Below are 24,121 nucleotides of genomic sequence, written 5' to 3' on the forward strand. Positions count from 1 at the left end.
AACTCAGCTATCGCTCATGAGTACTACACGCCCTTGAGCAGGCTTCCATATACGCTGGTGATATGGGCCATCATGGCTTCGGTCGTGAACTTTTCGGCTGCCAGCCTCTTACCTTCCGCCCCCATCTGCTTCGCTTTCGCAGAATCGGAGAGCAGATGAACAATCGCCGCCGCCAGAGCAGCAGAATCCTCCGACGGCACAATGACTCCGCTGACGCCATCCTGGACAGCCTCTGCATTTCCACCTACATTCGTGGCAACAACCGGTAGCGACGCGGCCATGGCCTCGACAATTGCATTCGAGAAGCCCTCGCTTCGTGACGGAAGCACGAAGACATCGGCGGTGGCGAGATGTTCCCTGAGATTTTTTACGCCGCCAGCAAAACGAAATCTGTCGGACAGATTCAGGCTTCGCACCAGCGCCCGCAGTTCCGCGAAATAATCCGGCTCCAGCACATCCCCCGCAATGCTGAACGTCGCCTTCGGAAACTGTGTCGCGACACACGCGGCAGCTCTGATAAAAACATCATGCCCCTTCACGCGGCGAATGTTGCCGACCGTCGTAACGAGAGCTTCGCCTTCGTGTTTCGCTGCTGAGGAGGCCGAACTCCAGTCAGCCAGATCGAGACCGTTGTAAATCGTCTGTACGCGAGAAGGTTTGATTCCGTCCACGTCAATACAATGCCGTCTGACCTGCTCGGAGACGGCAAACACTCGATCGGGAGCGCCAGCCATGAGTCGATAAGCGGCATGATGCTTGCCGGTTCGGAGGATGCCCATGTCTCTGCGGCTCCAGATAAGCTTCGCGCTCGACATGGTTTTGGTTACAAATCCCGCCCAGAGATCAGAGCTCTCAAAGAACGTCTGAACGATCCGAATCTTCTGCTCTCTAAGGAACTTCCTCAGCTCGAGACTGCCTCGCAGCGCCGTCAGATCATACGTCCGTTGCAAAGGCAGAAGGTACACGGAGCATGGCGGCGACTGGAGACCAGCGCTCGCCGGATCCGCGGAGAACGTAAGGATCGATACACGGTATCCATACTTCGGCAGAAGAGCGGCAAGTTTGAGTACAATCCGTTCGCCGCCGCCCAGCGTTCTGGGAAACTGATCGAGAACGAGCAGCACGTGAGGCATCTCAAAGTAGCTTGCGTCGTTGCCGTCCGATTTTTCCAGGTGTAGCGCCTTAATCATTCTTATTCAGAGTATCCCGAAGCCAAAGACGCTGTGGTGCCGGGCGGACGACCACGATGGTCCCCACATTATCGGTACACCAGGAACGGGTTGGCTGCGCCGGGGGCTTCGGAGATAGCTGACTCCGTCGCGGGTTCGGTCTCGGCCAACTGAAGTGCACGAATCGCAGCCGCCACAAGGACCCAAAGCATGCCCGTGATCTCGAGATAAGTCCATCGATCGCCAAAGAAATTCGCGACAATACAGGAACACATGGCGACAAACAATCCCAATCCAAGCCCGCGATAGAGAGGATCCTCTCCTCGCTTAAAGAGGCGATATGCTACTGCAAGCACCTGCTGCAGCATCGCAAGCACGATGATCATTCCGATGATTCCTGTCTCCACCATCACTTTGACGTACCAGTTATGGGTATCTTTCAGCCCATCCACGTGATTCCCCATCTGATAGGTGGCGAAGCCAATTCCCAGGACAGGATTGCTGATGATGGATTCTTCTGCGGCCTGCCACAAGCTAACCCGTTCCTGAGCCGAATCCTCCAGCTTTCCATTGGAGTTTTGAGTCATACTGACGCGCTCGCGAACTGCCGTCGGAACAATAGCTTGCCACGTAAACAGGAAGACTGCAGCAATCACGATAAGTTTGCGGTCCTTCAAGAATCCCAGAACGATGACGCTGACGATGAGAGCCAAATACGACCCGCGAGAGAACGTGTACAAGTCAGCAAAAATCGTTAGGGTCACAAGCCCATAGAAGATCAGCCTGAGCTTCTTTCTCTTGACAAACTGTACAAAACCCCAGAAGAACATGGCGAACTGGGCCAGAAACGCCGCCGTCTGATTCGAACCGTACGCCAACGGACCTGCATCTCTTTTGTTCTCGTCGAAACTGCCCCAGCTTCTGGACATACTTTCCATCAGGCAACTTCTGTCGATTGCTAAAAGGGAAACGGCCGTGATGAGAATCACCGTCCGCACCGCCTTCCTGTCCTCGACGACCAAGCCGGCCGCAGTGAAGACCAGAGGAATGAGCATGTAATCTTTCCAAGTCTCAAAGTTAACGTCGCCGAGCCAGAGTGGCGGAGGCGCATTGCCGAGCGCTGTACCAAACCACATCGACAGATAAAGGTAGACTCCGAACACCAGCCATATAGTGTAGAGCGACGACTTGGGGATCGATTTTCCCTTGATAACGGCACCGATAATGACGGCGACCACAAGAATGGTCAGCATATTGCCGCCGAGCGGATAGTCCAAAAAGTGATCCCGCAACGTGCGGTAAGGCAGGAAAGGGATCATGTAGTAGAGACCCAGCAGGGGACGTCCCGTTAGAGAGACGATACACATGATCCAGAACCCCAAATAGGCGACCAGGGGAATAAAGTGTGCGAGTCCTAGTCCCAAAATTCACCCTTCCTACTGCCGGCAAACCTATCCGACGAGGCTCGACGCCACAGTTTCGCGTTAACTGTCAGAGCCATACTTTTTTCCGCCCCACAGCGAAGTTATAGAATGCAAGCGCCGCAGCCGCATTGAGCATCACAAACGTGCAGGCAATATCAACGGGCTTGAATCTTTTGGCGGACGGAATCAAGGATCCGCAGGTGGCTGCAACGTAGAATAGCATCTGAAGCCAAAAGACTGCGCCGTAAAATGGGCCTCCTAGGATACCGGCCGTGACCAGCATTAGAGGAAGAAAGACGGGAATCAGCAGGCGAAGCAGTTTGTGACTGACAAAGCGAAAGAGGAGCGGATTTGACGGCGAAAGCAGCCACGGGGCTAGTTGAAGCAACTGGTAGTTTCCGGTCAAGGTGCGAACCTTTCGCGAGAACTCCTTCCCTTTTTCGCTAAAGAATCGGTCCCGCGCAATCGCCGCTGGTTCAAAAACAACCCGTTTTCCCTGCCGCGCGACATTCATTGGGACAAAGACATCATCCAGGATCGTACCCGGAGGAATCGCGATGTAGAGCTCGCGACGAATGGCGTAGATTGCACCCGTCACGCCAACAACTGACCCCGAGGCAGACTCAAGCTTCCGCACCATCTTTTCGATCTTCCAGTAGATGCCGAGTCCTTCGTGCGAATGCACTCCGGAATCTTCAAGTAACAGCTCTCCGCTTACTGCGCCCACGGTTGAATCTGCAAAACAGGACGCAAGTTCCGAGATAGCATTCGGTTCGAGAAACTGCCGCGCATCCAGAAAAACCAGAATCTCCCCTTTAGCGTGATCGACGGCCGCATTCAAAGCACGCGCCTTGCCACCGGACTCTCTAAGAAGAATAGGGATAACTGGTGGAGACTGTTCCAAAAGAATCTCTGCGGTCCTATCGGTCGATCCATCCGAGGCAACCACGATCTCGAGCTGCTCCTTTGGATAGTCCAACATACGAAGGTTTTCCATCTTCGATGGAAGATTTGCTTCCTCGTTGCGCGCCGCAATAATAATAGAAACGTCAGGTGTATAGTCTGCTTTCTGGATCGATTGCCTTCGAAGGTATACGCAGATCCACAGCAGGACGGCGTACCCAAAGTACGCATAACCTGTAAGCGCGAGGCACATCCAGAAAAGAAACTTCACCGTTCGATCCTGTTGGAGCCAACACCGACATTCGTAAGGGGACGAAACAGGAAACGGCAGTTCTGGCTAGTTGGAAAGGAAAGAATCGGCCTCTCCCCGTCGGACCCTGCAATCCTCCAGATACCAGCTGCAAGTTTCACGATCCCTCGATTGACGTCATTTTACTAAACAGCGCTGTTGGACCAGTATGCAGCCGAATGGCAAATGCGCAGTTCTGTTCTCTCGGCGATATCATCTACAGAATGATACGTTGATCCCAAAACGGCCGCCTACCTCTTTCGGGGCATCCTGCGTAACCATCGCTGCTGGCAAATCCAACCCTCTCGACTAAACTGGTAGCGCGCCTTACCGCCAGTTTTTAAAGTGAATTGCTTTTCAAGAACCGTGATCAGGTAGAGATCTATAAGGTCTTTCAACAACCGGCCGCTATGCGTGCCGTGTCCGAGTACGTTTCCATTCGAGTTCAATGCCCAGCAAAAAGCGATTCGCGATCAATGTCGTAACGAACTGGATAGCCATGGCTGTCAGTATGGTCGTTCCCTTCTTTCTCGCTCCCTTCGTGGTCCGTCATCTGGGCGCGACAATCTACGGCATCTGGATTTTGGCTGTCTCCACAGTTTCGTATCTCAACATGCTCGACCTGGGATTGCGTAGCGCGATCACACGGTTCGTCTCCAAGAGCGCAACTGAGGGAAAGACTCGAGACGCTCAGAAGGCTATCGGCGCCGCACTTTGGTTTCGCATAGTAATCGCGGCATTTGTGGCAGTCGTCAGCATCGGGTTAGCCGTATGGTTCCCGCAGATCTTCAAAGTCCCGCATGACTTACAACGCCCAGCACAAATCACGGTTCTGCTATGCGCTTTAGGAGTCGCTACTTCGCTGCTGTCGGGTGTCTACACTGGAGTGATCAGAGCGATCAACCGCTTCGATGTTCTCAGCACCATCACCATGACACAGACTCTGGTAAGAGCAGCTGGAGTCATTTTCATTCTTCGCAGCGGCCATGGTCTCGTGGTTTTGGCCATCTGGGAATTTGGAGTCGTCTTCTTATCTAGCACTTCAGAGATGCTCTCGGCGTTGAAGCTATACCCGCCGTGTCGGGTCCTGGTTCTTCGACCCGATATGGAAACCCTAAAGAGCATCTGGTCTTACAGCTTCAAAACATTCGTCATCATCGTCGCCGTGCAGATCGTCTTCTATACGGATAACGTTGTAGTCGGCGCGTTCCTCTCTGTGGGCGTAGTCACGTTCTACTCGATCGCCGGAAGTTTAGCGATGTACTCGGGACAGATATCCACCGCGATGGGGACGACCTTTATCCCCATGGCAAGCGGTCTCGATGCAAGCGGCAACTCGGCTAGCCTAAAAAAACTACTGATTCGTGGAACCCAAGCCATGCTTGGACTGATGCTGCCGATCGGCCTGACCCTGTTATTGCGGGGCAAGACATTCATCGGTCTCTGGATGGGTCCGCAATTCAGTGAAACCTCCGGCACAATTCTTCAAATCCTACTAATCAGTCAATTCTTCACCATCGGAAACTCAACTGCAGGACAGATAGCGTATGGAGTCGACAAACACAAATCTGTTGCCACGTGCGCAGCGTTTGAAGCCGTTTTTAATCTAGGCCTCAGCCTTGTGCTGGTGAAGGTGGTAGGGCTGTACGGAGTAGCCTGGGGCACATCGATCTCGATGGCCGTCGTTCACCTGATCTTCTGGCCACGATTCGTAAGCAAGGAACTTGGTGTTTCGCCCCGAAGCTATCTCTGGGACGGTTGGGGCAAGATCGTTCTCTGCTCTATCCCGTTCGGAGTTGCATCTTTGCTAGTTGACCGTCATCTGCACCCGGGTTCTCTGGTGACCTTTTTCGGTCAGGTTTTACTCACGTTACCGGTATATTTTCTTGCAGTACTCACAATCTTCCATAAACCCTTGTCCAGTGCATTTCGACGGTGGCAGGCATCGCGGCGCCCAGTACTCCAGAGGATGGCCTGACGAGATTAGGGCCGAAAGACGGCCTGTGCTGATCGCTTCAGAATTTACAAGCGGTTAGGACACGGCCACTTCGCTTGGGAGTTCAGCTTGGCTCGTAAGAGACTCGCGGCATCTTCGTTCCGGCCACCAGTAGGTTGTACTGAAGCGAAAGTTTCGCAACTTCGTATACAGCATAAACGCAAATGCTTTATACCTATCAGCAGGCACGACCGCTCCCCACAAAGGCCACTTGAGAAACGATTCGATCGCATAGGCCCAATAGCGTTCGTTCTCGGCCTCTCTGTAGTTGAGAGAGACGTGGTAAAAGATTCTCGACTCGATCTTGCGTCTCCAAATGCTTCTTCGGATGCCGCTAAGTCCTTCAAGCAAAACTGTATCCAGCAACCGCAACGCAGCAGCCGCTGTTCGCGCAAAGTTTTTCGTGACGTTGTTTTCCCAGTAACGATAGGTCGTTAGGTTTTCAGGCATGTCTTGAAATGCTTTCGCGCTGTAGCGCCTTACGAGACGAAACCAAAGCTCCCAGTCCTCGCCGTAGTGGTATTCGGTACTAAAGCCGCCAACTTCGTCGAGAGCCGAGCGTCGGATCATGGTAGTTGAGGGGAGAATAGGTGTACGGTAGCGTAGTCCCGGCCAAAGCTTCACAGCAGGAAAAGAAGGCATCTGATGGGTTTTCCCATTGGAATACAGGTATTGGAACGCAGAATAAACTACCACCAACTCTGGATTGGCCTCAATCACCGCTACTTGCTTCGCGAGCTTTTCGGGAACGATCAAGTCATCACTGTCCAAAAGTGCGATCCAGTCACCAGTCGCCGCCCGAAGAGCAGTATTTCTCGCAGCGGAGACACCCTGATTTGATTGTTTGATGTATATGATTTTGTCGCCGAAGCTACGCGCTATTTCTCCCGTGCGGTCCTCGGAACCATCGTCGACAACAATGATTTCGTGTGCCTGATAGGTCTGAGCAACAGCACTGTTCAACGCGTCCCGGAGCCAGCGGTCAGCGTTATAGGCGGGAACGACGATTGTAACTTTCGTTCTCACGCTGATTCAGAACCTTCCTGGGGGCTTGAAACCATTGCGATTCCTATCGTTGACGAGCAAATGCGGTAACTCTTACAAACCCTAACCTAGTTGTACACGCAAAGGTTAGCAAGTGAGATTTTGGCTTGGGTTGTGGACCCAGAAGACGGCTGCAACTAGCCGGTCTGCAGTGCTGGCTGCAGACATTCGTCCGTCATGGCCCTACTGCAACTTTAGGGGAAGTGGTCATGGGTCGGTAGCCATGAAACTGCCCCACGGGACTGATAAGATTCAACTATACCGAGATATCGTCCGCGACGAGCCAGGAGTTTTTCGGCATTGAGCATGTCTAAATTTTCCGAAGATGTTGCACGATACCGATCCATGGGCCACAGCGGAAGGCATCTCTGGCTGAACCCGGCCGTCTGGGCAATCACGATCTATCGTCTTGGCAATTGGCTTTACTCTGCAAACCCTTTTATCCTGATTCGCATTCCTCTCAAGATCATCTATTTTTTCGCTTATATGTTTTCAGAAGTCGTTATGGAGATGTGCCTTGATCCTCAGGCTACGATCGGCGGCGGCCTCTACATCGCGCACATCGGCGGCGTCCACATCAACCCTCAGGCAATCATCGGGAGCAACTGCGACATCGCCCACCGCGTCACCATCGGCGCCTCCGCAATGGGCCGCAAAGGCGCGCCTATCCTTGGCGATCGAGTCTACATCGGCACTGGCGCAACGCTGGTAGGAAAGATCAAGATAGGCAGCGGAGCAAAGATCGCCGCCAACACGCTCGTCATGAGCAACATTCCCGACGGTGCTACAGTCATGGGCGTACCCGGCCGCATCATCATGCGAGCGCCGAAGCCCGTCGAATCCCCTGCACAACCCGTAGCGGAGACCACAGATGCAAAATGATACAGAGCGACAGGACCTGCGCCGGCGCATCAAAGAGGCCGCCTCCTCGCAAGATGCAGGCACCGCAGTCACTCTTGCACGGCGACTCCTTGCGGTCTCCGGCAAACCGGCTGACGTTATGTTCTGCGCTACCACGTTCACAGGCATAGCCGACGCTCTGACCAGTCAATTGCGGGCCAAACGGCTCAAAACCTACATCGTCCGCTCCGTCACGATTGAGCCAATCCTCCCTTTCCTGACGACCGAAGCAGTCCTGTCAAACTATGTGCTCGACATGAGCATAGGCGGCTACGGCTCCTACGTCGATGAGTTGCTCAATCCACAAAGCGCACTCGCGAAATTTAAACCTAACCTCGTCTTCATCCTTCTTGACCTTGAAGACATTGCAGGTCGCCTGCCAGCGCTGTGCGCAGATGGCATCGGCGATGCAGTCGAAGCCGAGATCGGAGAATCCGTCGCTCGAGTGGAGCATCTGCTAAGGAGCTTCCGCTCCGGCAGCTCAGCTCGAATCCTCTTTCAGGGCTGCGTCGTGCCTGACCAAACCTCGCTGGGCGACGTCGGGGAAGCGAATCTCCCCCATAGCCTGACCAACGCCGTCTATCAGCTAAATCAAAAACTCGCAGCTCTGTGCCGCACCATCTCTGACTGTGTCTTCTTCGATGTGGATCATCTCGCGGCCCGTCATGGTCGCGCAAACTGGCGAGATGCGCGAATGTTTTTTGCATCGCGTCTCCCTTTATCCTCAGCGTCTTTCGGAACCTATGCGGCTGGCCTGGTTCGCTCGTTCTCGCCGCTTTTCCGTGCTCCACGAAAAGTTCTGTGCACGGACCTCGACAATACCCTGTGGGGCGGCGTTCTCGGAGAAGAAGGCCCCGAAGGAATTGCCACTGGAAGTGCCTTCCCAGGCAACTGCTATCTCGAGTATCAGAGACACCTCAAGCAGCTATCGTCTCGAGGTATCCTGCTCGCCATCATCTCGAAGAACAACGACGCGGACGTTCGCGAGGCCTTTCAAATCCGCGCCGCCGACCTAGGACTAACCCTGGAAGACTTCGTTGCGACAAAGATCAGCTGGAACGAAAAAGAAGCCTCCATTCGTGAACTTGCCGAAGAACTCTCACTCGGCCTCGATTCCTTCGTCTTTGTCGACGACAACCCGGTGGAGTGCGAAGCCATCCGCCAGCAACTGCCGGAGGTAGCCGTCATTGCGGCACCGGTAGAAGAACCCTGGAAACTGGTCGATCTCCTATCCGCGCAGCCGTTCTTCGATGCAGCCGTCGTGACCGACGACGATGTCAATCGCCTGAACGAGTACAAAGCGCAGGCTCAACGAGCTGAGCTGGCCAGCAGCGCCGGCAACCGCGATGAGTTTCTCGCGTCCCTCGAGATCGTCTGCACTTTCCTCAGCGCTTTGGACGCCCCGCTCGCACGCTCGGTTCAGCTTCTCGCCAAGACCAATCAGTTCAACCTCACTACGCGCCGCCACTCTGCAGCAGAGGTCGAAGCGTTCGCTTCCTCCCCTGGAGGTCAGGCAGTCGCAATTCGTGTACGTGATCGTTTCGGCGATGCCGGAGTCGTCGGTCTCGCACTCGCACGCACGGAGGGTGATACCTGCTCCATCGATTCCCTGCTGCTATCGTGCCGGGTGATCGGGCGCGGCATCGAAACCGCACTGTTAGCGCACCTTGGAGAGAACGCCATCAGAGCAGGGGCCACGCGCTTGGTGGGCGAGTTCATTCCGACTAAGAAAAACGCGCCGTGCGCCGACTTCTACGTCGATCACGGCTTCCTCCAAGACGCTACCTCGAGAGACGCTTCTACTGACTCCATCTTTTATCAACTTGATCTCACCACCGCGGCTCCCGAGAGTCCAAGGTGGCTAACCCTGGAAGGAAATGAATCGAATGAGTTCTCAGCAAGTGCCGTCGTCGCTTCGTGACATTCTCGCCGATGTCCTCGAAATCTCGCCCGAAGAGGTCACACCCGAGCTTGGTGTCGGCACCATCGACAACTGGGACTCCTTTCGCCATCTGCAGGCAATCCTCGCGGTCGAAGGGGAGTACAGCGTTCAGTTTGATCCCTCCCGAATCCCGGAACTGACCACCGTCTCGCTCATCCAGGCAGAGTTGATCGCCAAGGGAGCGACACTTTGAACGTTAAGGACCTCGACTTCAAACTCCGTCATGTGGGAGTTGCAGTACCCAAGCTCGGACCGACGACCGACGCCCTCGAAGCATTGTTCGGGTACAAGGTCGTCTCCGGGCCATTCGACGACCCCATTCAAAAGGTCAGCGTGAACTTTCTCGCAACATCAGATAACGATGTGGCTGAGATCGAGCTCATAGCACCGCTGAGCGAAGACTCTCCCATCACATCGATGCTCGCCAAGGGCGGCGGCGCCGCCTACCACCTCTGCTTCGAAACCAGCGACATCGAACAGGCTGTGGCTCATGCGAAAGCGAACGGGTGCATCATCGTCAGCCCACCAGTTCCTGCCGTCGCCTTCAATGGCCGCAGAATCGCCTGGATCTACACGCGCTCCCGCCAGCTCTTCGAACTCGTCGAGGCTCCGATTTAGTCCATGCAATCTGTATGATTCAGGCAAGATTTCCAATCTGTTGAAACACAAATTATTGCTCGTTGAATCGAGACGGACCCGGTGACCCAGCCGCCAAACAGACTCTACCTCCTCTATCACGAACTACGGCCCAGTCGAAGCGACTACTCCTACGTCGTCGAGACAAGCCAGTTCGAAAAACACGTCGATCTGTTTCTCAAATTACGAAACGAAAAGACCTCCGCTTTCTATCCCGAGATCACATTCGACGACGGGCACATCTCAAACTTCGAGTTCGCACTACCGATACTGCAATCGCACGCGATCAAGGCGTGGTTCTTCATCACAGTGGGCTGGACTGGCCAAAAATCGGGTTACATGGGCTGGCCGGAGCTGCGCGCATTGCAGGAAGCCGGCCAACTGATCGGAGCCCATGGATGGTCACACACACTTCTTACCCATTGCGATCAGCCTCAGTTACAAAAAGAACTGCTCGAAGCACGACTCATCCTCGAAGACAAATTGGGAACCTCCATCACGGCGATGTCGTTACCCGGAGGCAGGTCCAATCAACGCATCCTCACTGCCTGCCGAGAAGCAGGCTACACTCAGATCTTCACATCGGTAGCGAAAGCAGAACCACAACCCGCAGGACCCACCGTAGGCCGACTCAACATTCGGGGAGACATGACGTTGGAGTGGCTCACAAAACTCCTTGAACCTGAGAGCGGTGTTTTATCCGGCCTTCAGCGGCAACATCAGATCAAAGCCGCGGCGAAGACCCTGCTGGGCGACCGGCTCTACGAAAAACTCTGGGCTCTTCTCAATCGACACGAGCCCGCCACTGACGCGAGAGAAGCTGCAGCTTATGAAGATCCTGCACATCATTAGTAGCGGCGGAATGTACGGCGCAGAAGCCGTAATCCTGAACATGTCGCGCACCCTGAATGAGAGCTCCCACTCGAGCGTCCTCGGCGTTTTTTCCAACTCCGCAAATCCGAATTTGCAGCTTCACGGGACTGCGACCGCCCAGGGCATCGAGTCCCATTTGATCTCCTGCACCGGACAGATCGACCGCACCGTACCTTCGAGCATTCGAGAACTAGCTGATCGTACGAATGCTGACGTCGTCCACGCTCATGGCTACAAGGCAGATATCTACTGCTACTTCGCCTTGCGCGGATCGAGGGTTCCGCTCGTCTCCACCTGCCACACCTGGTACGACAACGATCTGACGGTCTCCCTCTACGGAGCGGCGGATCGCTTCATCTTGCGAAACTACGCGGCTATAGTGGCGGTCTCGGAAGATGTAAAACAACGCCTCCTGAAAGCGGGAGTCCGCAAAGAAAAGATCCACATCGTTCGGAATGGCATTGACCTGCGCCCCTTCGACAACGCCGCTCCTTCGCTGCGCAACCTCTCCTCGCAAGATGCTCCTATCGTCGGACTCATCGGCAGATTAGCCACGGAGAAAGGCGTCGACATCTTTCTTCGAGCTGCTGCACGCGTCCTGGCAGAACTCCCAGCCACGAAGTTTGTAGTAATCGGCGAAGGGCCGGACCGCGAACAACTTGAGATACTCATCGACGAGTTGCAAGTTCGAAATAACGTCTTCATGCTGGGACGCCGAGACGACATGCCCGGCGTCTATGCCTCGCTCGACATCATGGTTTCGGCCTCTCGCCACGAGGGACTGCCTATGGCTATCCTCGAGGGCATGGCAAGTAGCCGTCCCGTCGTCGCAACAGCGGTAGGCGCAGTCCCAGAAGCGGTATTGGATGGACGCACCGGAGTGCTCGTTCCCTCTGAAAATGTCGAGGCTCTGGCCGCGAAGATCGTGGCCCTTCTGAACAACCGAACGCAGCGAGAAAATCTGGGAGCTGCTGCAAAGAGACTAATCGAAGAAGAGTTTTCTGCCGAGCGGATGACAACGGACTATCTTCACATCTACGAACAAGCAATCGCGACCAAAAAGCAACGGGTGTCCACTCACTCAGTCTCTTCCGCAATCTCACAAGGAAAGACAAAGTGAACGAAGACACACGACAGCCAACAGTCTTCATGATGGATCTCTGGGCCACCGTCCCTTACTACACGGCGTATCTCTCGAAGGCACTCCTCACCAAAAGCGTCAACGTGACCGTCGGGTCCATCTCCTACTATCTTGATCCCAAATGTTTCTCGAGCCGAGGCATCAAGCTTGACCCCGGACTCATGGATGCAGTCGGCAGGTTTCGGTTGCCCCGCTTGCCACGGCGAGTTTTGAAGCTCCTCGAGTCATTGCTCAATCTAGCCGCACTGTCGGTACGTTTCGTCATCTCCCCGCCCGACATCGTTCACGTACAGTTCCTCTCCATGTTGACCCAGCGTATGCCGTTCGATCTCTGGTTCGTCCTGCTTTGCCAACGACGCGGCTCGAAGATCGTGCTGACTGTTCACGATCTTTTGCCACACAACACAGGCCAAAGCCACAAGCGGATCTTCCACCATCTGTATCAAATGGTCGATCGCATCATCTGCCACTCCGACACGGTCAGAGAGAGGCTCACTGAGGAGTTTGCCGTGCCGGTAGAGAAGGTCTCTGTGATTGCTCACGGTCCCTTCTTCTACGATCTTCCAGTAACCCCCGAGCAAATTCTGCAAAGTTTCGCGCTCGACCCGCGAAAGCTGCTCGTACTGTGGCAGGGCATCATCTCTCCCTACAAAGGAATAGATCTTCTGCTCGAGGCCTGGCAACACGTTGAAGCAACCACTGAGCAGCCGCACCTCTTGATTGCAGGCACAGGCTCACCTCAGTTGCTCGAACAGATTCGTGAACAAATTCGACGCCTGAACTTGCAACGCGTCGAGCTTCATCCTCGCTTTATCTCCGCAGAAGAACTCGTCGCCCTCTACCGCGCAGCGGACATCGTGGTTTATCCCTATCGTGCGATCACGACGAGCGGAGCTCTAGCAACTGGTCTGGCTCTATGCAAAACCATCGTCGCAAGCGACCTCCCAGTCTTTCGTGAACTGCTCACCGACAAAGAAAATGCATTGCTGGTCGACCCGCAAGACTCGCTCGCACTCGCCAACGCACTCACCGACTTGTCGAAGGACGCTCCTCTAAGGGCCCAGCTTGCAGAGAATGTGCGCAGCATGAACTTTGGAGAGGAATCATGGCTGTCAATTGCGACGAAAACAATTGAGTGTTACACATTCGTTCAGCGTCCCCAGCTATGATATAAGAATTAAGTACCTCTTCTAAAGCGTTCGTTCTTAAGTCGTCGCTCTTTCTATCTGCCGGTTCTGATGTGTTAGGTGATTCGCTCTTTCAAGAGCAATCTTTCTCAGGCGGGCAAGATAATTCGATATAGAGCTTTCAAATCCTCATCCTCTGTGTTCCCAAACTCCATGCATCGCGCTGGACCTGATCCGTTGTCCCGAATACCTTCGCGGACGTCGCTACGATTGTCTTGTCAACTTCACACTGTGTGTGCCCCAAATGTGGGATAGCTCTATCGGCCTAAGTAGCTTGTACTTCAGGTGTGAGTTACTTTAGTAATTAAATCCGCGGCTTCCTAGATTTGGGTTTTGTTCCATTTGCGAATTTACTGCGTGTAAACCTTGATGGACATGCAGATATAACTTTTGCCGCGCGATACGTGAAGTGGGTCCGGTTTCCATTACAGGGTAACTGTTGTAACCATTTCCAAACAAAATATTCGTCCGGATGTCTGGTTCCCGAGTTAGTTTCGGCTCAGGCAGCGCGATTTGACTAACCAATTTCTCTTTTGTACGGAGCATATTTTGCGAAAAATATTCAGTACCCTCGTAGCGAGCATCACCCTTGCGCTTATTTTCTCTTGTCTGGATTCGGCCTCGCCGTCGCAGACAGCAAATGCCGCCACGGCACTTACCGTCAGCACCACCTCACTGCCACAAGCGACCATCGCGAAGGCTTACACCGCCACGCTCAAGGCAGCCGGTGGCACATCGCCTTACAACTGGAAGGTTGTCTCGGGCACGCATCCGCCGGGGTTTGTTCTCAACGCTGGCACTGGTGCAATTTACGGCACACCGACCAAGGGCGGATCATATCCGCTGACCTTCTCTGTTACAGATTCGTCAAAGCCGGCGCAGACCAAGAACGTCAGCCTCACCGTTGTCATTGCGGCTCCGGCGCTTTCGATCTCCTCCACCTCACTTCCCGCTGCAACCGCGAGCGCGACCTATTCGAGCAAGCTTCAGGCAAGCGGAGGCACTCCCTCCTACATGTGGTCCATCACCTCCGGCAAGCTCCCCGCTGGCCTGGCTCTCGCCGCAGCCACCGGTACCATCTCCGGCAAACCCACGGTAACCGGAACGTTCCCCATCACCGTCGCGGTTAAGGACTCTTCAGACCCCGATCTGACCGACTCCGCTTCGCTTTCGATTGCCGTTGCAAAAGCAGCAGCAGACCCGGCGCTCACCATCACTTCCTCGACACTCGCTAGTGGTACCGACGGCACAGCCTATTCGTCGCAGTTGCAGGCGAGCGGAGGCACCCCAGCGTACAGCTGGTCAATTACCTCCGGCAAACTGCCTGCAGGCCTCACTTTGGCCGCAACCACCGGCGTCATTTCCGGTACGCCCTCGGTCACTGGCACTTCAAGCTTCACCGCAACCGTTACCGACAACAGCAACCCGGACCAGACCAAGTCCGCCACGACTTCAATTGCCGTTACGGCGAAGACCGCACAGCAGACCGGCCCTGGCACGACGTGGTACATCCGTGCCGATGGTGGCACCAACACCCAGTGCACGGGCAAGACGAATGCTGCTTATCCGGGTTCGGGGTCAGGTCAAGCCTGCGCTTTCAATCATCCCTACCAGATGCTGGACTCCTCGGGCAATTGGACCAGCTTCGCGGGCGGCGACACGATTCAGTTTGCCGACCCTTCCACCGCGTCCTATACCTATTTCATGGGTGAGAAGAACAGTGGTGTAGGTACAGACTGGAGCGCACAGATCTCACTCTGCGCTACGGGTGCGAATAACGCGACTGGCTGCATTCTCCCAGCCCCTCCCTCTGGCACTGCCAGCCAGCACACCCGGATTCTCGGGCAGAATGCGGGCAACTGCCACGACTCAGCTCACACCCATCTGGTCAATCCCACCGTGCTTAGCGGAATCGATAATGCCTTCGCGGTTCTCGATACCCGCGGAACCAACTACGTGGATATCTCCTGCATCGAGGTAACCCAGCCCGACACCTGCACCGTCATCCAGGGCTCAGGCCAGTGCTCCAGCGCCTCAAACTACGTGCACTATGGCGGAATTATTCTTAACTACCTGACCGAGCAGGGCCCCTCCAATCTGACCCTGCAGGATGTCGCCGTCGTCGGTGTGGCAGGAAGCGGCATTCTGGGAAGCCATCTCAACAAAGCAAGCAGCGATGTCTTTAGCGCAACCGATGTCTATGTGATCGGCAACGGACAAGCGGGCTGGAATGGAGACGGCGGGGGCTGCGACACCTCCTGCGAGACCGTGGGAACCATGAATCTCTCCCACGTAATGATTGACTGGAATGGCTGTATTGCAGTCAAGCCCTACGACATGACCAAGTCCGATACGCAGAACAAGTTCAACTACTGCTACGGACAGGAGTCTGGAGGCTACGGCGACGGATTCGTCCAGGTCGCCGCCGGCAACATGACCCTGAATGTGGATCACAGCTTCTTCCGCTGGAATACACAGGACGGATTCGACTCGCTCCATCTCAGTGACGACATCAAGACTTCCCCGGCGATCCATATCTCCACCTCCTGGTCAGAGGGCAACGCCGGTCAAACCTTCAAACTCGGAGCAGGATCCGCCTCGTCTGCAATCAATAACGTCTCCATCAGCAACTGCCGCGTGCTGGCCACTGCGTCGAACTTCCCTAATAACCCCTCGGGCTGGGCTCTGGACAACGGCGACACCTGCCGCGCCGCCGGCAATCACTGGGCCTTCCAGCTGAACAACAACACCGTCATCACGCTCGAGAACAACACCTCGGTCGGATACGGCACCACCATGTACGACGTTGAATGTGCTGCGCTGGCTCCCAACTGCGCCGCCAATGGAGCGAAGTTCATCTTCAGGAACAACATCAGCAAAGGCTATCCCGATCCAGGGGATAGCAACAGGCTCGCATCCGGCATCTACCTTGGCGCCGGAAACGTCTTGGCCAACTCTGGATCGGAGATCGATCACAACCTGTGGAGCACGATGAATACAGGATGCCCGGACAGTTCCGTTCCTGGGACTGAAAAGATCTACACCTGCGGCGATCCCGATCTGGTGGGAGAGTCCAACATTAACGCGATCAACCCCAACATCACCTCCTCCAGCGCGGCGATCAACTCCGGTATCGCGATCTCCGGCATCACCACCGATTACAACGGAAAGACCAGAGCCAACCCACCAGCCATCGGCGCTATGGAACCATAACCAACCAAGAAAGGCCGGTCGCGTAATCTCACGCGGCCGGCCTGTTTTACGCTCTCTAAAACCCTGGTCCTCTCCAGCAACAATCTCCAATCACTGCCGTCTATACTGGGCTGACTCATGGAGTCCAACGGAGACCGGGCACTAATGAACGTTCGCATTTGTCTCAAGATGCTTTGCGTACTGATTATCGGATTTGCATGCCGGCCGCTTTATGGCACAACTTGGTACGTGCGACCTGATGGAGGGACTCGATACTCCTCCAACGTCTCGAACGGTCAATGCGACGGTAAAGCCGACGCCGCACCATCGGGTGGAAAAGCGAATCAGCACTGCGCGTTCAAGGACGTTCGTATGCTGTGGCAGGATGGCGCCTACGCTGCAGGTGCGAAACTTCCCAACTGGGGCTGGGTTATCGCCGGAGGCGACACAGTCATCATCCGCGGTTCGATCGGAACGGGTGTTTCCTACAGGGTCGGCTGGGAGCACCCCACATATTCTTGCGACAAAAACCAATGCTGGGGCCAGGCGGGAGATCCCTACGGCTCCGGCGCCCCTCCGCCACCCTCAGGCACCGCCACGCAGCACACGCGCATCCTCGGTGAGAACTACGCTTCGTGCCGAGACGCTTCGGCTAAGACACAGCTTCACGGCGGATACGCAACATATAACGTGCTCGATCTCTCCGGCACATCATATGTTGATGTGGCCTGTCTGGACATTACAGACTTCTCCGCTTGCGGCAAAGCCTCGCAGAAGGTCGGATGCGATTCCAAGCAGGACTTCGCCCAGGTTGGAGTCCGACTCAGCAACAAGACGACAAACCTCACGCTTACCGATCTTCATATTCACGGGCTGGCTATTTCAGGAATCGCTGGCCCGACCGGAGATGGTGTGGTCATGGATCACATCGATATCTTAGGCAATGCCAGTTCTGGCTGGAACGCCGACGACGGAACCACCGGCAAAGGCAGTCTCCTCGTACAACACTACGACATCAGTTGGAACGGTTGCGCCGAGGAGTACCCGATCGCGCATCCTTTGCCCTATGGAGACTGCACCGATCAAGACAGTGGCGGATATGGTGATGGCTTCGGAACAACCACAAAAGATAGTGACCCTCCCGGCTGGCAAGTCCACTTCGATAAGGGAACTGCCAGCTACAACACCCAGGACGGATTGGACGCGCTTCATATCGGTGGAGCAGGATCCAGCATGACCGTTACCGACAGCCTCGCTTTCAGCAACATGGGACAGCAGCTTAAAGTAGGCGGCGCAACAGCAACCTTAATCGGCAATTACGTCGTCGGGAACTGCCGCGCTATGTCGAATGCAATCCCGGGCACACCGCCAGGGTACAACGCCCGATTGGGTCTGTTCTGCCGCGCGGGCGATACTGCAATCTTTATTGACATGCCGACAGATCGGTCTGCGATCTTCCAACACAACATTGTCTTCTCAAACAACCACGTTGCGTTGGAACTCGAGTATGTGGGAGATCCATCGCCAAAAGCCTCTATCAAATATGACGACAACATCTTTGTCGGTTTCCCTAATTCGGAAGGACACTACCCGTCGCCGATCTACAGCACTACAGACCTGAAGATGTTGACCAATCCGGGAGCGAGTTTCACGAACAATGTCACTTACCATCCCAAGAGCGACTGGCAGTGCCCCGCCACCTCGCTGCGCGAGACAGGTGGTAGTTGCAAGGCACCTCACTTGAAGGATGTGACCTGGCACCCATACGGCTATGGAGACGTGACGCTACTAAAATCGCCCGATACAAGCTCACTGAATGCTGAACCGAGCCCTGCTCGTGGCGTTTCCTACAAGTCAGTCATCATCGACTCGGTCGGTGTTGCGATTCTGGTAACCGGAACCTACCGAGGATTCCTGCTTCTACGCGATCGCACAAAGAAGGGCTGACCGACTTTTACGGCTCGCGGACTGGGAGCGCCTGACGGCCGCCCCGAAAAAAATTTAACAGCAGCGAAGCAGCCGTTCGCACATTGCCCACATCCCATGGCGACAGTTTCAACGACCGCGCCGAACTCCTCAAAGCCGCTGCCATCCGTCCACGGCTTTGCAACGATTCCGCATAATGCCTGTAACATCGGCTCTGCGCAACTCGCCGTTCTTCAACCCCGCAACCCGGAGCACCGAAGTGTTTTTCAATGAACTGCAACTGGGCGTTCAACATCCGTTCGGAGTCCGTTGACATCGAACCCGCCGTCACTCTGTACTGCGCAAGAACTTTGGGAGCCAGTGCGACCTCATATCGCAGCGCAATCCGCAATGCGAGATCACGGTCCTCAGCGGCTCGCAGCGTCTCGTCGAACATCCCCACCTCATCGATGCATTTCCTTCGATACGTGACGGTAGGACAAGGCAAATGTACCCTGCGCATGTAGATATATGGTGCGATCCAACCCTCCCCATTCTTCTGAGGTTCGTCGCATATCTTCAACGTCTCTCCGTTTTCGTCGATTAGAGTTACATAGCTGTAACTCAATCCCACCTGCGGCCGATCTTCGAAACACTTTAGAGATTCGGCCAAACGCGACGGAAACCAAACGTCATCGGCGTCGAGTAATGCCAGGAATTCCGACGAGGAGTTGCGAATTGCAGTATTGCGTGCTGCCGGCAGCCCGCCATTCTCTTTCCGAATATACTTCAGCTTCGAACCAAGCTGATCGATGAAGGGCGCCACCACCTCTGGGGTGTTATCCGTGCTTCCATCGTCTATAAGCAGGATTGTCCAGTCAACAAATGTCTGCCCAATAACGCTTGAAATCGCTATCGGCAAGTATTTCGCTGCGTTGTAGGCAGGTATGATGACATCAACTTTCGACATTCCCGTTAGATCCCCTGTGAGGATTTCTCGCTCACCACTCCATGATACCGGAGAGCTAAGGGCTTCGAAGCTTCCGTGCCCTCACACCTTAGAGGGATTTCATGATGTTCAGGTGCGCACACCACGAACCGTGAGGAATACCCCCGTGACCAACAAGTCTTCATCACTGTAGTCGGAGAAGTCTTTTAATAGCCGCGGCCGAATCGCTCGAACCATATCAAGATGCCGCTGGCTATAGTGCGTCCCCGGGACCAGATCGTCAACATGAGGCGCGATCTCGCTCTCTCCGATAATGTGGGTGAGATAGTGATGCGATTCGAGAAAATCGCGAGCGGCCAGTTCGCGATAGGTCGGTCGCCGCAAACGATTCATGGTTGGGTCGGGACTTGAGATCAGATTCCAAAGATTATCGGGGACGGTCAGGAAATAGAGTGGATGAATCTCCCCAAAGAGATTGTGGTTCCGGAAATCCACCTTGTGCCACATCTCGCCGTTCACTCGGAGACACGTGACCATGTTCTTCCAACCTCTCCTCAGGTCACCCAGATGCTCCAACACTGCGCGAGAAATAATAATGTCGTAACTTCTAGCTTTAAGAGGCGGTTCAACCGCGTCTATCGGCACGTCATAGCGGCTGATGAGACGACCACCCCCAACGGTAGCTCCATCAGATCGAAGCGTTACGACATCGCGAACGCGCTCCTGCTCCGCAGCATTGAGACCGTCGTAGATCGCCCGGTAGATCTGTGAGTTGTGGTTCGGATCGAAGTTCGGAGCAAATCCGTCGATACAAGTTACCGTGCGTGCGCCCTTCGCCAATAAGAGAAGAGCGACCCCCAAATTGTCTCCCGGTCCGATTTCCAGAACGTCCTTCCCATTCAATCTCTCCGGATCACCATCCGCTCCGTACCTGACGTAGTCGGCCACTACTCGACGAGCATAGTTCGTAGCATCTTCGACTGGCATGCTAAGACCGGTCGCCCCCGAATGGTGCCCACGTAGCTTGAGTCGGTTCAGAACTTGACCCTTTGTGTAATTGAGTCCAGCCAGTATCGGTGAACGATCAATGAACGACATCGTTTATCTCCAGACCTTGAGTCGCCAAGCATGGATGAGATACCCACTTGACGTCTGCATATTTCAGGGAAAATTAAAGTGCCAAGCTTCAGTTCCTACGTTCGTGGCCCGTCACAACCATCCATGATTCGGTTCTGGCCCATACTTCTTTGCGTGTCTCGGAGTCGCAGGCTTCGAGTGTCTGCGTAACCCTCCGGGCTATCCCGAGCTTATTTCTCGGAATCCATAAATAAGTAACTCAATACGAACAAACCACACTCTTCTGGCCGGATCGTCCGTGTCCGAAAAAGCCACACCCCTTCAGACTACCTCTATTTTTCATACTACTTCCGTGGGATGCCCAGAAAGAGACGGGACCTCGATACTTGTCGAGTTACTTCGGTTTGTCTCCGATCCAAAGTAGTACCTCTGTTCGCCTGCCACATTGCTCCTCTCTCTGCATAGGTGCTTTCATGCGCCAAAGCCGAGACAATTTTGCCTTAATCACACGGAAGTGGCACCTCAGAATCCCCTATCGGGGAACTGTAGTAACCACTTTCTCACTGTAGTTTCAGCTGATGCGACGACTTTTGAGAAATCTCACAAACTCTAAGTCGCTCCGGTGTCGATAAGTCTTGAAGTAATCGAGGTGCGAATTGGCGAAACTTTTTCAGGCGATTGCGGCGACCGTAAGCTTCGCGCTCCTTCATCTTTGCCTCGGCTGTGGGGCCGGTTTGGTCCAGGTACAGGTCACGCCCGATATCAACAAGGTTGTACCCCAAACGATCGCCGCAGGTTCAAAGAATCTGACCATCAAGGTTTCGGGAACAAATTTCACGGCCGACAGCGTCATTCTTTGGAATGGAACTGCGATCTCAACGTCCCTCGTTGACTCAAACACTCTCTCGAGTCCCCTCGCAAACAGCATCGTCGCAACACCTTCTACCGTTCAGTTGCAAGTTCAGAACACCGCTACGAAAGCTTCGTCACCTGCTGTGCCCGTCGTAATCATGACGCCCGCGAACGGTGCTTCTGCCTCTCCGCTGTCGCTCGTTACGACATCTCTGCCCCAGCCAACGCTGGGCACCCCTTACAGTGCGGCATTGATCGCCAGCGGAGGCACTCCCGCATATAACTGGACTATCACTGGAGGACAGTTACCCTCTGGACTTAGCCTGTCCTCGACGACAGGAGTTATCTCCGGTGCACCGACTTCGAACGGAGTTTTTTCATTCACTATCACCGTGACCGACTCTGGTTCCCCAGCGCAAACAACAGCAATGCAATTCGGTTTGACCGTTCCACCTCCTGTCTCGACGCCTCCCCCTCCGATCGCACCCACGCTGTTACAAATCACACCTTCACTCCCTGCCGGTGCAGTTGGCTCGATGTACTCTGGTTCGCTGCAGGTAAGCGGAGGTACAGCGCCGTACGCCTGGTCATCAAGCGCGTTACCCGTGGGCCTTACTCTCGGAAGCAACGGTGTCATCTCCGGAGATCCAATCTCGAGCGGCACCACTTCTGTAACCTTCACGGTTTCAGATTCCTCCACTCCCGCGCAGACTGACTCCATTGCGCTACCCTTGTCAATCGCGCCCTCATTCCTAACGATCAGCTCCGTCAAGTTGCCTTCCGGTACAGATGGATCGGCCTACACCGCCTCACTCAACGCCACCGGAGGAACCGCTCCCTACGCTTGGTCCATCTCCGGACTGCCCGCAGGACTCAGCGTCAGCAGCAACGGCGTCATCTCGGGAACCCCAACCGCAACCGGCAACTTCTCCCTCGCCATCACCGTCACCGACAGTCAGAACCCTGCCAAGACCGCATCGGCAATCCTCCCACTCTCGGTAAGCGCGACCATCGCACCTCTCACCATCACCTCCACCGCAGTCGCACCCGGAACCTCCAACAGGCCTTACAGCGCCGCACTCAACGCGAGCGGAGGGAACGGCCCCTACACCTGGTCCGTCTCTGGGCTGCCCGCAGGGCTCAGTATTAGCGGCAACGGCGTTATCTCAGGGACCCCTACCGCCACCGGCAACTTCTCCCTCACCGTTACCGTCACCGACAACCAGAGCCCCGCCAAGACCGCATCGGCCATGCTCCCCCTCTCGGTGACCACGGCCATCGCGCCTCTCACCATCACCTCCACCGCAGTCGCGGGCGCCATCTCCAACCAGCCCTACGGCGCTACACTCAGCGCCAACGGCGGAACCGCTCCTTTCACCTGGTCCGTCTCCGGGCTGCCAACAGGGCTCAACTTCGGAAGTAACGGCGTCATCTCAGGGACCCCCACAACAAGTGGTAACTTCTCCCTTGTTGTTACCGTCACCGATAGCCAGAGCCCTGCCAAGACCGCATCGGCCAACCTTCCACTCTCGGTAACTAGGGCTATCGCGCCTCTCGTCATCACCTCCACCGCAGTCGCAGGCGGAACTTCCAACCAGCCCTACGGCATCACGCTCAGCGCTACCGGCGGAACTGCGCCTTACATCTGGTCCGTCTCCGGGCTGCCCGCCGGACTCAGCCTCGGAGGTAATGGCGTCATCTCAGGAACCCCAACCGCAACTGGCACCTTCTCTCTCGCCGTCACCGTCACCGATAGCCAGAGCCCTGCCAAGACCGCGTCGGTCAGCCTCCCGCTCTCGGTAACTGCGGCAATCGCGCCTCTCACCATCACCTCCACCTCAGTCGCGGGCGCAACTTCCAGCAAGCCCTACAGCGCCACACTCAGTGCAACTGGAGGAACCGCCCCCTACATCTGGACCGTCTCTGGCTTACCCGCAGGCCTAAGTATCGGCAGCAACGGCGTCATCTCGGGAACCCCCACCGCAACTGGCAACTTCTCCCTCGCCGTCACCGTCACCGATAGTCAGAGCCCAGCCAAGACCGCGTCAGCCAGCTTCCCTCTCTCGGTTACCGCGGCCATCGCGCCTCTCACCATCACCACCACCGCAGTCGCAGGAGCCACCTCCAACCAGCCCTACAGCATCACGCTCAGCGCCACCGGAGGAACCGCCCCCTACATCTGGTCCGTCTCCGGCTTACCCGCAGGCCTTAGTATCGGCAGCAACGGCGTCATCTCGGGATCCCCAACCGCAACCGGCAACTTCTCCCTCGCCGTCACCGTCACCGATAGTCAGAGCCCAGCCAAGACCGCATCGGCCACAATACCACTCTCGGTTACCGCGGCCATCGCGCCTCTCACCATCACCACCACCGCAATCGCAGGAGCCACCGCCAACCAGCCCTACAGCATCATGCTCAGCGCCACCGGAGGAACCGCCCCCTACATCTGGTCCGTCTCCGGCTTACCCACAGGCCTAAGTATCGGCAGCAACGGCGTCATCTCGGGATCCCCAACCGCAACCGGCAACTTCTCCCTCGCCGTTACTGTCACCGATAGTCAGAGCCCAGCCAAGACCGCATCGGCCACAATACCACTCTCGGTTACCGCGGCCATCGCGCCTCTCACCATCACCACCACCGCA

Annotated in this window: 17 protein-coding genes; 11 read left to right on the forward strand and 6 right to left on the reverse strand. The window is 55.5% G+C overall.

Annotated elements, in window-relative coordinates; genetic code table 11:
* Nucleotides 1-23: 23 nt before the first annotated feature.
* From pelF to HDF14_RS15515, 3 genes are all read right to left on the reverse strand, one after another.
* Complete coding sequence (pelF, locus tag HDF14_RS15505; protein WP_183978319.1) at nucleotides 24-1,190, reverse strand: GT4 family glycosyltransferase PelF; 1,167 nt, start codon at nucleotides 1,188-1,190, stop codon at nucleotides 24-26.
* 68 nt (nucleotides 1,191-1,258) lie between these two features.
* On the reverse strand, nucleotides 1,259-2,593 hold the full coding sequence (locus HDF14_RS15510) for an O-antigen ligase family protein (protein ID WP_183978321.1): 1,335 nt from the start codon (nucleotides 2,591-2,593) through the stop codon (nucleotides 1,259-1,261).
* A gap of 67 nt (nucleotides 2,594-2,660) precedes the next feature.
* Nucleotides 2,661-3,767: a glycosyltransferase family 2 protein gene (locus tag HDF14_RS15515; RefSeq protein ID WP_183978323.1), complete on the reverse strand. Its 1,107-nt coding sequence runs from the start codon at nucleotides 3,765-3,767 to the stop codon at nucleotides 2,661-2,663.
* Between the two features lie 466 nt (nucleotides 3,768-4,233).
* Between HDF14_RS15515 and HDF14_RS15520 the strand changes: the two genes are divergently transcribed.
* A complete protein-coding gene (locus HDF14_RS15520; RefSeq protein WP_183978325.1) occupies nucleotides 4,234-5,763 on the forward strand; it encodes a lipopolysaccharide biosynthesis protein in 1,530 nt (509 codons plus the stop codon).
* Between the two features lie 54 nt (nucleotides 5,764-5,817).
* Here the strand turns inward: HDF14_RS15520 and HDF14_RS15525 are convergent, their stop codons facing one another.
* The gene (locus HDF14_RS15525) at nucleotides 5,818-6,807 is read right to left on the reverse strand and encodes a glycosyltransferase family 2 protein (protein ID WP_183978327.1); all 990 of its coding nucleotides are present in this window, start codon (nucleotides 6,805-6,807) and stop codon (nucleotides 5,818-5,820) included.
* A 324-nt stretch (nucleotides 6,808-7,131) separates the two neighbouring features.
* Between HDF14_RS15525 and HDF14_RS15530 the strand changes: the two genes are divergently transcribed.
* The 9 genes from HDF14_RS15530 (at nucleotide 7,132) to HDF14_RS15570 (ending at nucleotide 18,643) form a co-directional block, all read left to right on the forward strand.
* Nucleotides 7,132-7,707 (forward strand): serine O-acetyltransferase, encoded by a 576-nt coding sequence (locus HDF14_RS15530; RefSeq protein WP_183978329.1) that lies wholly within the window; start codon nucleotides 7,132-7,134, stop codon nucleotides 7,705-7,707.
* Nucleotides 7,697-9,646, forward strand: a complete 1,950-nt coding sequence (locus tag HDF14_RS15535) for an HAD-IIIC family phosphatase (RefSeq protein ID WP_183978331.1) — start codon at nucleotides 7,697-7,699, stop codon at nucleotides 9,644-9,646. The genes HDF14_RS15530 and HDF14_RS15535 overlap by 11 nt, the downstream gene beginning before the upstream one ends.
* Nucleotides 9,612-9,860 (forward strand): acyl carrier protein, encoded by a 249-nt coding sequence (locus HDF14_RS15540; protein WP_183978333.1) that lies wholly within the window; start codon nucleotides 9,612-9,614, stop codon nucleotides 9,858-9,860. The genes HDF14_RS15535 and HDF14_RS15540 overlap by 35 nt, the downstream gene beginning before the upstream one ends.
* Nucleotides 9,857-10,285: a VOC family protein gene (locus HDF14_RS15545; protein ID WP_183978335.1), complete on the forward strand. Its 429-nt coding sequence runs from the start codon at nucleotides 9,857-9,859 to the stop codon at nucleotides 10,283-10,285. Before HDF14_RS15540 ends, HDF14_RS15545 begins: the two co-directional genes overlap by 4 nt.
* Before the next feature lie 81 nt (nucleotides 10,286-10,366).
* On the forward strand, nucleotides 10,367-11,155 hold the full coding sequence (locus HDF14_RS15550; RefSeq protein ID WP_183978337.1) for a polysaccharide deacetylase family protein: 789 nt from the start codon (nucleotides 10,367-10,369) through the stop codon (nucleotides 11,153-11,155).
* Entirely contained in the window at nucleotides 11,133-12,296 is a 1,164-nt protein-coding gene (locus HDF14_RS15555; RefSeq protein ID WP_183978339.1) for a glycosyltransferase family 4 protein, read from the forward strand. The genes HDF14_RS15550 and HDF14_RS15555 overlap by 23 nt, the downstream gene beginning before the upstream one ends.
* Nucleotides 12,293-13,486: a glycosyltransferase family 4 protein gene (locus HDF14_RS15560; protein WP_183978341.1), complete on the forward strand. Its 1,194-nt coding sequence runs from the start codon at nucleotides 12,293-12,295 to the stop codon at nucleotides 13,484-13,486. Before HDF14_RS15555 ends, HDF14_RS15560 begins: the two co-directional genes overlap by 4 nt.
* 567 nt (nucleotides 13,487-14,053) lie before the next feature.
* The gene (locus tag HDF14_RS15565; RefSeq protein WP_183978343.1) at nucleotides 14,054-16,717 is read left to right on the forward strand and encodes an Ig domain-containing protein; all 2,664 of its coding nucleotides are present in this window, start codon (nucleotides 14,054-14,056) and stop codon (nucleotides 16,715-16,717) included.
* Nucleotides 16,718-16,861: 144 nt separating this feature from the next.
* A complete protein-coding gene (locus tag HDF14_RS15570; protein ID WP_183978345.1) occupies nucleotides 16,862-18,643 on the forward strand; it encodes a hypothetical protein in 1,782 nt (593 codons plus the stop codon).
* Nucleotides 18,644-18,650: 7 nt separating this feature from the next.
* Here HDF14_RS15570 and HDF14_RS15575 read toward each other — a convergent pair whose 3' ends face one another.
* Both HDF14_RS15575 and HDF14_RS15580 read right to left on the reverse strand, forming a co-directional pair.
* Entirely contained in the window at nucleotides 18,651-19,571 is a 921-nt protein-coding gene (locus tag HDF14_RS15575) for a glycosyltransferase family 2 protein (RefSeq protein WP_183978347.1), read from the reverse strand.
* A 108-nt stretch (nucleotides 19,572-19,679) separates the two neighbouring features.
* Nucleotides 19,680-20,648 (reverse strand): methyltransferase domain-containing protein, encoded by a 969-nt coding sequence (locus HDF14_RS15580; protein WP_183978349.1) that lies wholly within the window; start codon nucleotides 20,646-20,648, stop codon nucleotides 19,680-19,682.
* 635 nt (nucleotides 20,649-21,283) lie between these two features.
* Here HDF14_RS15580 and HDF14_RS15585 point away from each other — a divergent pair.
* A partial coding sequence (locus HDF14_RS15585) for a beta strand repeat-containing protein (protein ID WP_183978351.1) occupies nucleotides 21,284-24,121 on the forward strand: 2,838 nt, incomplete at its 3' end.

The organism is Tunturiibacter gelidiferens (assembly GCF_014201335.1).
Lineage (GTDB): Bacteria > Acidobacteriota > Terriglobia > Terriglobales > Acidobacteriaceae > Edaphobacter > Edaphobacter lichenicola_E.